At 54.9% G+C, this 7,750-nt stretch carries 7 protein-coding genes; 3 read left to right on the forward strand and 4 right to left on the reverse strand.

The window, feature by feature from the left end:
- Nucleotides 1-286: 286 nt before the first annotated feature.
- Nucleotides 287-370 (forward strand): damage-inducible type I toxin DinQ, encoded by an 84-nt coding sequence (dinQ, locus tag KXR87_RS18680; RefSeq protein WP_437433714.1) that lies wholly within the window; start codon nucleotides 287-289, stop codon nucleotides 368-370.
- 104 nt (nucleotides 371-474) lie between these two features.
- Here the strand turns inward: dinQ and KXR87_RS18685 are convergent, their stop codons facing one another.
- The 4 genes from KXR87_RS18685 to KXR87_RS18700 all read right to left on the reverse strand — a co-directional run bounded on the left by KXR87_RS18685 (nucleotide 475) and on the right by KXR87_RS18700 (nucleotide 4,449).
- Nucleotides 475-1,656, reverse strand: a complete 1,182-nt coding sequence (locus KXR87_RS18685; RefSeq protein WP_437433708.1) for an acetyl-CoA C-acetyltransferase — start codon at nucleotides 1,654-1,656, stop codon at nucleotides 475-477.
- A 155-nt stretch (nucleotides 1,657-1,811) separates the two neighbouring features.
- Entirely contained in the window at nucleotides 1,812-2,624 is an 813-nt protein-coding gene (locus tag KXR87_RS18690; RefSeq protein WP_437433709.1) for a MetQ/NlpA family ABC transporter substrate-binding protein, read from the reverse strand.
- Between the two features lie 144 nt (nucleotides 2,625-2,768).
- Entirely contained in the window at nucleotides 2,769-3,437 is a 669-nt protein-coding gene (locus KXR87_RS18695; RefSeq protein ID WP_437433710.1) for a methionine ABC transporter permease, read from the reverse strand.
- Entirely contained in the window at nucleotides 3,430-4,449 is a 1,020-nt protein-coding gene (locus KXR87_RS18700) for a methionine ABC transporter ATP-binding protein (protein WP_437433711.1), read from the reverse strand. The genes KXR87_RS18695 and KXR87_RS18700 overlap by 8 nt, the downstream gene beginning before the upstream one ends.
- Before the next feature lie 397 nt (nucleotides 4,450-4,846).
- Here KXR87_RS18700 and KXR87_RS18705 point away from each other — a divergent pair, with 397 nt between their 5' ends.
- Nucleotides 4,847-6,217 carry a pyridoxal-phosphate dependent enzyme gene (locus KXR87_RS18705; RefSeq protein ID WP_437433712.1) on the forward strand — a complete coding sequence of 457 codons (1,371 nt, stop codon included), beginning with the start codon at nucleotides 4,847-4,849 and terminating at the stop codon, nucleotides 6,215-6,217.
- Between the two features lie 9 nt (nucleotides 6,218-6,226).
- A complete protein-coding gene (locus tag KXR87_RS18710; RefSeq protein ID WP_437433713.1) occupies nucleotides 6,227-7,369 on the forward strand; it encodes a trans-sulfuration enzyme family protein in 1,143 nt (380 codons plus the stop codon).
- Nucleotides 7,370-7,750: the final 381 nt, after the last annotated feature.

A 7,750-nucleotide genomic window follows, 5' to 3' on the forward strand; every position in this document is an offset into this window, starting at 1 on the left:
ACGGTTCGTTTGAGGTGAAAAGAGAAATCATGACGCCGGTTGACAGGTTTCGTCGTCCGGTCTGTTTTGAGTTAGTGTTTCTGTAACTGGCCTTGCCCTCCCTGGTGGAGGGCTTTTTTTTGCATAAAAAAACCCAACGGGTGAGGTTGGGTTTTTCCCGCTCCAGGATTCAGCTAACGGCTCTGATCGAAAGGGAACGCACTTCATCTAACACTGAGCGCAACTGCTGATACAGGCAATATACGAGCTTTCAGCAAGCCGCCCTCTCCACGTTGTGGAGAAACGGATGAGCGTTTTTATCGAAAAAGCGATCATCGTGCTTAAAGCCCTTATTGGCTTTCTTGAACTTATTCGCTACTTCCTGGAGTAACAGGGCGTAGGGAAAACGTAACTCAGGCCGGGTAACTCACCATTACCCGGCCTTTAAAATTTACTAATCAGCCAGGCATTCGATTTATCACGGAAAATCCCGGCTTAATCGCGCTCAATAGCCAGCGCCACGCCCTGGCCGCCACCAATACATAACGTCGCAAGCCCCTTGCGGGCACTGCGTTTTTGCATCTCATGGACCAGAGATACGAGGATGCGGCAGCCGGAGGCACCAATCGGGTGACCAAGCGCAATGGCTCCACCGTTCACGTTGACCCGCTTTTCATCCCACTCAAGGATTTTCCCCACTGAGAGCGCCTGCGCGGCAAAAGCCTCATTGGACTCAATCAGATCAACATCGCTTAACTGCCAGCCCACCCTTTCAAGGCAGCGCCGGGTGGCATAAACCGGCGCTATGCCCATTAATGCAGGATCGACACCCACGCTTGCAAATGTCCGGATGCGCGCCATTACCGGCAGATTCAGCTCCAGCGCTTTGGCTTCACTCATCATCATCACCGCTGCCGCGCCGTCGTTGACAGGTGAAGCGTTGCCCGCCGTCACCGAACCGGCAAGCTCAAACGCGGGGCTAAGTTGCGCCAGTCCCTCTGCGCTGGCATCGGTGCGTGGCTGTTCATCAGTGTCGACAAGCAGCGTGCGGCCATCCGCTGTCTGGGTTTTGACAGTGACGATCTCATCGTGAAACCGCCCTGAATCTATCGCCGCGCGGGCTTTTTGCTGTGACCGTAACGCCCACTCGTCCTGATGTGCACGGCTGATGCCGTATTCACGCGCCAGGTTTTCTGCCGTCACGCCCATATGGTAATCATTAAAAGCATCCCACAGCCCGTCATGGACGAGACTATCGATAAGCTGGCTGTTGCCCAGCGGCGCACCGGTTCGGCTGTCGGTTAACACGTGCGGGGCGCGGCTCATATTCTCCTGACCACCGGCAATCACGATGTCCGCTTCACCGCACTGGATGGCCTGCGAAGCCAGATGCAGCGCTTTCAGCCCTGAGCCGCAGACATCATTAATGGTGATCGCCGACACCGTCATTGGCAGGCCACCTTTAATCGCCGACTGGCGGGCAGGGTTTTGCCCGGCACCGGCGGTCAGCACCTGGCCCAGAATCACTTCATCAACAGAATGCGGATGCACACCGCTGCGGTCGAGCAGCGCCTGCACGACGTAGCTCCCGAGCTCTACAGCAGAATGGGTCGAGAGCGCCCCCTGAAAACAGCCGATAGGTGTGCGAACCGCAGCAACAATAACGACATCTTTCATTTCTACCTCGCGCAAGTTAATCCGGGCAATAGTAGTACGTTGTTATCAACAAATTTCGTAATTGTTTAAAATTGGTGAGATTTATCACACAGGATCAAGAAGAGGGCTTCAGGCAGGAAAAACAGCGGAGGATCTCTCCTCCGCCTGAGGGGCAATTAGTTGTTAACCGGAATGACAGCACCTTTATATTTGGTGCGGATCCACTCCTGAATCTCTTTGGAGTGCAGCACGTTCACCAGGGCTACGATATCTTTTTTCTTCTCGTCGCCACGGTGCACGGTGATGATGTTGGCATACGGGTTGTTCTCGCCGCTTTCAACCGCAATCGGATCTTTCACCGGATCCAGACCCGCATCGATGGCGTAGTTGGCGTTGATGACCACCGCGTCACCTTCGTCGTTGTTATACATCTGCGGCAGCAGAGCCGCTTCGACGTTCGGCAGGAACTGCAGCTTTTTCGGGTTTTCCACGATGTCGCTGATGCGCGCAGTCACTTTATCCACGCCCGGTTTCAGCTTGATCACGCCCTCTTTTTCGAAAATAGAGAGGATACGACCTTCTTCTGAGACCGCATCACGCATGATGACTTTGCCACCCTGCGGCAGGTCTTTCAGAGACTTATGCTTTTTGGAGTAGATGCCAATTGGCTCAATATGGATAGCACCGGCGCTGACGAAATCATAGGTCTTATCGTCTGCATGGTCTTTCAGCACGCTGTTCAGGTAAGGAATGTGCTGGAAGTAGTTAGCATCAATTTCACGGCCCGCCAGCGCGGTATTCGGCAGGATGTAGTCCTGGAACGGTTTGATCTCCAGATCGATACCCTGTTTTGCCAGAATCGGTTTCGCCTGCTCCAGAATTTCCGCATGCGGTACGTTAGAGGCACCCACGGTCAGGGTGTCTGCCCAGGAGGAGAAGCTCAGGGCGCTTAAGGTGACGGCGGCGAGCAGTGTCAGTGTTTTTTTCATGTTGTTGGTTTCCATTATTTTATTTGCCTAAGTCATTCGGATTACATGTAGCTGGCAGAGCGTGCCCCCTGGCGCTTACTGAAGTAAGTGACAGGGGTGAACAACGTAGTCAGCGCACATGCAACCTGAAGGACAACGGGTAAATTAGCGTTTATCTAACAGAGAAGTTATGACGTCGCCGCAGTACTGAATGATGAAGACAATGACCAGTATGGTCGCCGTCGCCACCAACGTAACGTCGCCGTGGTTTCGCTGGAATCCTTCCAGATAAGCAAGATTTCCTAATCCACCCGCACCGATAACCCCGGCCATTGCACTGTAGCTCACCAGAGCAATCAGCGTGACGGTAATCCCGGAAACCAGTGCCGGTGATGATTCAGGCAGCAACACCCGAAAAATTAACGTGCTTAAACGCGCGCCCATCGAACGGGTCGCTTCAATCACCCCTTTGTCTACCTCGCGCAGGGCGATTTCGACCAGACGGGCATAGAACGGTGCAGCGCCGACAATCAGCGCAGGCAGCGCGGCATTCGCTCCGAGGATCGTTCCGACAAGGGTCTTGGTGAACGGGATCAGGAGCACAATCAAAATGATGAACGGAATCGAGCGGAAGACGTTCACCAGAATGGAAATCACGCCATACAGGGCACGGTTCTGGAACAACCCCCCTCTGGCGGTAAGAAACAGCGCCAGGCCAAGGATAATTCCCAGCACGAAGGTTGCTGCCCCGGAGAGTGCCGTCATGTACAGCGTCTCCTGGGTAGCCGCCCACAGTTGTTCAATTTTCAGGTGGGGAAATAATGTTTCAAGCATGGGAAATCACCTCGCCTTCAATATCGCTTTGGCGTAAATCCGCGAGGATATTGTCTACTTGTTCTTGTGTGGCTACGACATGCACCCAAAGCTGACCAAACACACCGTGGGCGGTTTGCGTCATCTTGCCGTGCAGAATGTTAAAAGGCAGGCCGTAACGCAGGGTCAACTCCCCAACAATCGGCTTATGCGTACTATGACCGGTAAAGGTCAGCTTAATCACCGTCCCACCCAGATCGCTGTTGAGATCAGGGTTAAACTCATCTTCTTCATACTGACCAATCTGGCGCACGAACTGGCGGGTGATCGGCTGCTGCGGGTGGGTAAAGACGCCGATAACGTCGCCCTCCTCGACCACTCTGCCATTTTCCATCACCGCCACGCGGTCGCAGATCTTACGCACCACATGCATTTCGTGGGTAATCAGTACAATCGTCAGTTTGAAACGACGATTAATGTCCAGCAGCAGATCAAGGATCTGATCGGTGGTTTGCGGGTCCAGTGCCGAGGTTGCTTCATCACACAACAGCACATCCGGGCTGTTGGCCAGCGCTCGGGCAATCCCTACGCGCTGTTTCTGCCCGCCGCTCAGTTGCGATGGATAAGCATCCTCACGGCCTTTCAGCCCCACCAGCTCAATTAACTCAGCAACTCGCGCCTTAATCGCCGCTTTAGGTGCCCCCGCAATTTGCATCGAAAAAGCGATGTTTTCACTGACGGTGCGCGACCAGAGCAGGTTGAAGTGCTGAAAAACCATACTGATCTTCAGACGCGCCTGGCGCAGTGATTCGCCGCGTGCCGCAGCGATATCCTGACCGTTGATCACCACGCTACCGGTAGTGGGTTTTTCCAGCCCGTTCAACAGGCGGATCAGCGTACTTTTCCCGGCACCGCTATAACCGATAATCCCGTAAATTTGCCCCTGCTCAACCGACAGATTAACGCTATCCACAGCGGTAATTGACGCCTTTCCCTGGCTAAAAATTTTGGAAATATTCCTGAGAACGATCATTGCGTTAATGTTTCCGTTTTGGCGGTTTAGCAGTATGGATGTCCAGATGATAATAATCAGTCATGAATTTATTTCAAATAACTAAATAGCCAATGCTTATACCTTTTTGCGCTAAGCGCCGACGAAATGCATCATTCGGCGTTATGGATATTTTCAGTAATGGATAGCTAAAAAATGTATATCGCAGCGACGATAACCCGGTAAATCGCTGTATTTGGCGGCAAAAATGCCCTTTTCCGGCTATCAACACTTCCGGATGGCTAACAATCTCTCCTTCTTGACGTCTGAACAGCAGGTCATATTTCTTTTGGTTCTAAAAGACAAACAAAGATTCTTTAAATGCCAAAAACGGCAGACCTATCATCCGCTCATTGGGTCAATGAGCGGGTAACTCACAATGTCAGTGTTTCATTCAATCAGTGAATTAATTGGTAAGACGCCCCTGCTTCAGCTGCACAAGCTGGAGAGCGGGCCATGTAGCCTCTATTTAAAACTGGAAAACCAAAACCCTGGCGGTTCCATCAAAGACAGGGTCGCGCTATCGATGATTAACGAAGCCGAACGGCTCGGGTATTTGCAGCCTGGTGGCACCATTATTGAAGCCACTGCCGGAAATACCGGGCTGGGGCTGGCGCTGATTGCCGCGCAAAAAGGCTATTCGTTAATTCTGGTGGTGCCGGACAAAATGAGCCGGGAGAAGATTTTCCACCTGCGGGCGCTGGGCGCAAAGGTCGTACTGACCCGTTCGGATGTCAACAAGGGACACCCTGCCTATTACCAGGATTACGCCCGCCGCCTGGCGGATGAAACGCCGGGGGCGTTTTACATCGATCAATTCAATAACGAGGCCAACCCCCTGGCGCACAGTACCACCACGGCCCCGGAGCTTTTTGCGCAGCTTGATGGTGACATCGATGCGATTGTGGTCGGCGTTGGCTCCGGCGGCACTCTGGGCGGCCTGCAGGCCTGGTTTGCTGAACACTCTCCGAAAACCGAATTTATTCTCGCCGACCCCGCCGGATCGATTCTTGCCGATCAGGTGGAAACCGGTCGTTATGGTGAACCCGGTTCCTGGCTGGTGGAGGGCATAGGCGAAGACTTTATCCCACCGCTGGCGCATATCGACGGTGTGCATAAAGCGTACCGCGTTACCGATTCGCAGGCCTTCGCCACCGTCCGCAACCTGCTGCAAATTGAGGGAGTGCTGGCGGGCTCCTCAACCGGCACGCTGCTTAATGCCGCGCTGCGTTACTGCCAGGCGCAAACCGCGCCGAAGCGCGTCGTCACCTTCGCCTGCGACAGCGGTAACAAATATCTGTCGAAGATGTTTAACGATGACTGGATGCGCCAGCAGGGCCTTCTTTCCCGCCCTTCACGAGGTGATTTAACCGATTTTATCGCCCTGCGTCATGACGAGGGGGCCACGGTCACCGCCGCGCCTGACGACACGCTTGCCGCCGCGCTTGCCCGCATGCGCCTGTACGACTTTTCTCAACTGCCGGTACTGGAAAACGGCCGTGTCGTCGGGATCGTCGACGAGTGGGATCTGATTAGCCACGTGCAGGGCGACAGCCAACGTTTCTCCCTGCCGGTCAGAGAAGCGATGACCCGCAATGTGGAAACCCTCGATAAACACGCCCCGGAAAGCGCACTGAAAGCCATTTTCGATCGTGGTCTGGTGGCGGTTATCGCTGACAACGACCGCTTTCTCGGCCTTGTTACCCGCAGCGACGTCCTGACTACCTGGCGTAACCGACTCGAACAGTAAGGAATAACGATGACAAAGTTAAACACATTAAGCGTGCACAGCGGTGCATTCAGCGATCGGCATGGCGCGGTGATGCCACCCATTTACGCCACCTCTACTTTTGCCCAACCGGCACCCGGTCAACATACTGGCTATGAATACTCCCGCAGCGGCAACCCGACGCGGCATGCGCTGGAAACCGCGATAGCTGAACTGGAGAGCGGCACGCGCGGCTATGCGTTTGCTTCCGGGCTGGCCGCAATTTCTACGGTGCTTGAACTGCTCGATAAAGACAGCCACATCGTCGCCATTGACGACGTCTACGGCGGCACCTATCGCCTGATTGAAAACGTGCGTCGTCGCAGCACCGGCCTGCGCGTCAGCTGGGTCAAACCCGACGATCTGGCGGGGCTTGAAGCAGCGATTCGGCCAGATACACGCATGATTTGGGTTGAAACACCGACTAACCCTTTGTTGAAACTCGCCGATTTGGTCGCCATCGCGGCGATTGCAAAGCGGCACAAGATAATCAGCGTGGCGGATAACACTTTTGCTTCGCCAGTTATCCATCGCCCTATTGAGTCTGGTTTCGACATCGTGGTGCATTCGGCCACCAAATACCTCAATGGCCACTCGGATGTGGTCGCCGGGCTGGCCGTGGTAGGCGATAACCCTGAGCTGGCGGAGAAGCTGGGCTACCTGCAAAATGCGGTCGGCGGCGTGCTTGACCCGTTCAGCAGCTTCCTGACGCTGCGCGGCATCCGCACATTGTCACTGCGGATTGAACGCCACAGCAGCAACGCGCTGGCGCTGGCGACATGGCTTGAGCAGCAACCGCAGGTCGAAAAAGTGTGGTTCCCGTGGCTGGAATCGCATCCGCATCACCAGCTTGCCCGTCAGCAGATGGCGCTACCCGGCGGGATGATTTCCGTGGTGGTGAAAGGCGACGATGACTATGCAACGCGGATTATTAATAAACTTACCCTTTTCACCCTGGCTGAAAGTCTCGGCGGCGTGGAGAGTCTGGTAAGCCAGCCGTTCAGCATGACCCACGCTTCTATTCCGCTTGAGCAGCGTCTCGCCAATGGCATTACGCCACAGCTGATTCGGTTGTCGGTGGGCATTGAAGATGAGCAGGAGTTGATTGCCGACTGGCAACAGGCGCTGGGATGAGGTTGGATTGTGTCATAGATAGCCACCTCTACCTCAGGGCTGAGGAGTCCCCACAAAATGCGAGCACGGACGGCCCCCTCTCCATTCAGGGAGAGGGATGGGGTGAGGGGGAACATGCGGCGCTGAGGGTCATTCCGTTCACCTTATGTTCCTTGCTTTTCTGTAGCGCCAGAACCGGTGAACGTGCCAGGGCGGTTCACCGCCACCGCCCTGGCGACCCGGGCTCCCGGCCAGGAAAATCGCCGCTTCGCGGTCCATGATGCTTATGTCGTCTGACTATCGGGTCGGGGACCAGCCTGCCTCCCTGCAGGCTATCCCCTCCGCCCGCTTCCCTGCGGGCGGCCCCGGTCAGCCGTCAACGCCTCATCGATTTTCAGCCGG

It is taken from the genome of Yokenella regensburgei, from assembly GCF_051486985.1.
GTDB lineage: Bacteria > Pseudomonadota > Gammaproteobacteria > Enterobacterales > Enterobacteriaceae > CBFFRJ01.

Bases quoted from the DNA above. Each gene is read 5' to 3' on its own strand.
- dinQ (WP_437433714.1), top strand. From the start codon at position 287: ATGAGCGTTTTTATCGAAAAAGCGATCATCGTGCTTAAAGCCCTTATT.
- KXR87_RS18685 (WP_437433708.1), bottom strand. From the start codon at position 1,656: ATGAAAGATGTCGTTATTGTTGCTGCGGTTCGCACACCTATCGGCTGT.
- KXR87_RS18690 (WP_437433709.1), bottom strand. From the start codon at position 2,624: ATGAAAAAAACACTGACACTGCTCGCCGCCGTCACCTTAAGCGCCCTG.
- KXR87_RS18695 (WP_437433710.1), bottom strand. From the start codon at position 3,437: ATGCTTGAAACATTATTTCCCCACCTGAAAATTGAACAACTGTGGGCG.
- KXR87_RS18700 (WP_437433711.1), bottom strand. From the start codon at position 4,449: ATGATCGTTCTCAGGAATATTTCCAAAATTTTTAGCCAGGGAAAGGCG.
- KXR87_RS18705 (WP_437433712.1), top strand. From the start codon at position 4,847: ATGTCAGTGTTTCATTCAATCAGTGAATTAATTGGTAAGACGCCCCTG.
- KXR87_RS18710 (WP_437433713.1), top strand. From the start codon at position 6,227: ATGACAAAGTTAAACACATTAAGCGTGCACAGCGGTGCATTCAGCGAT.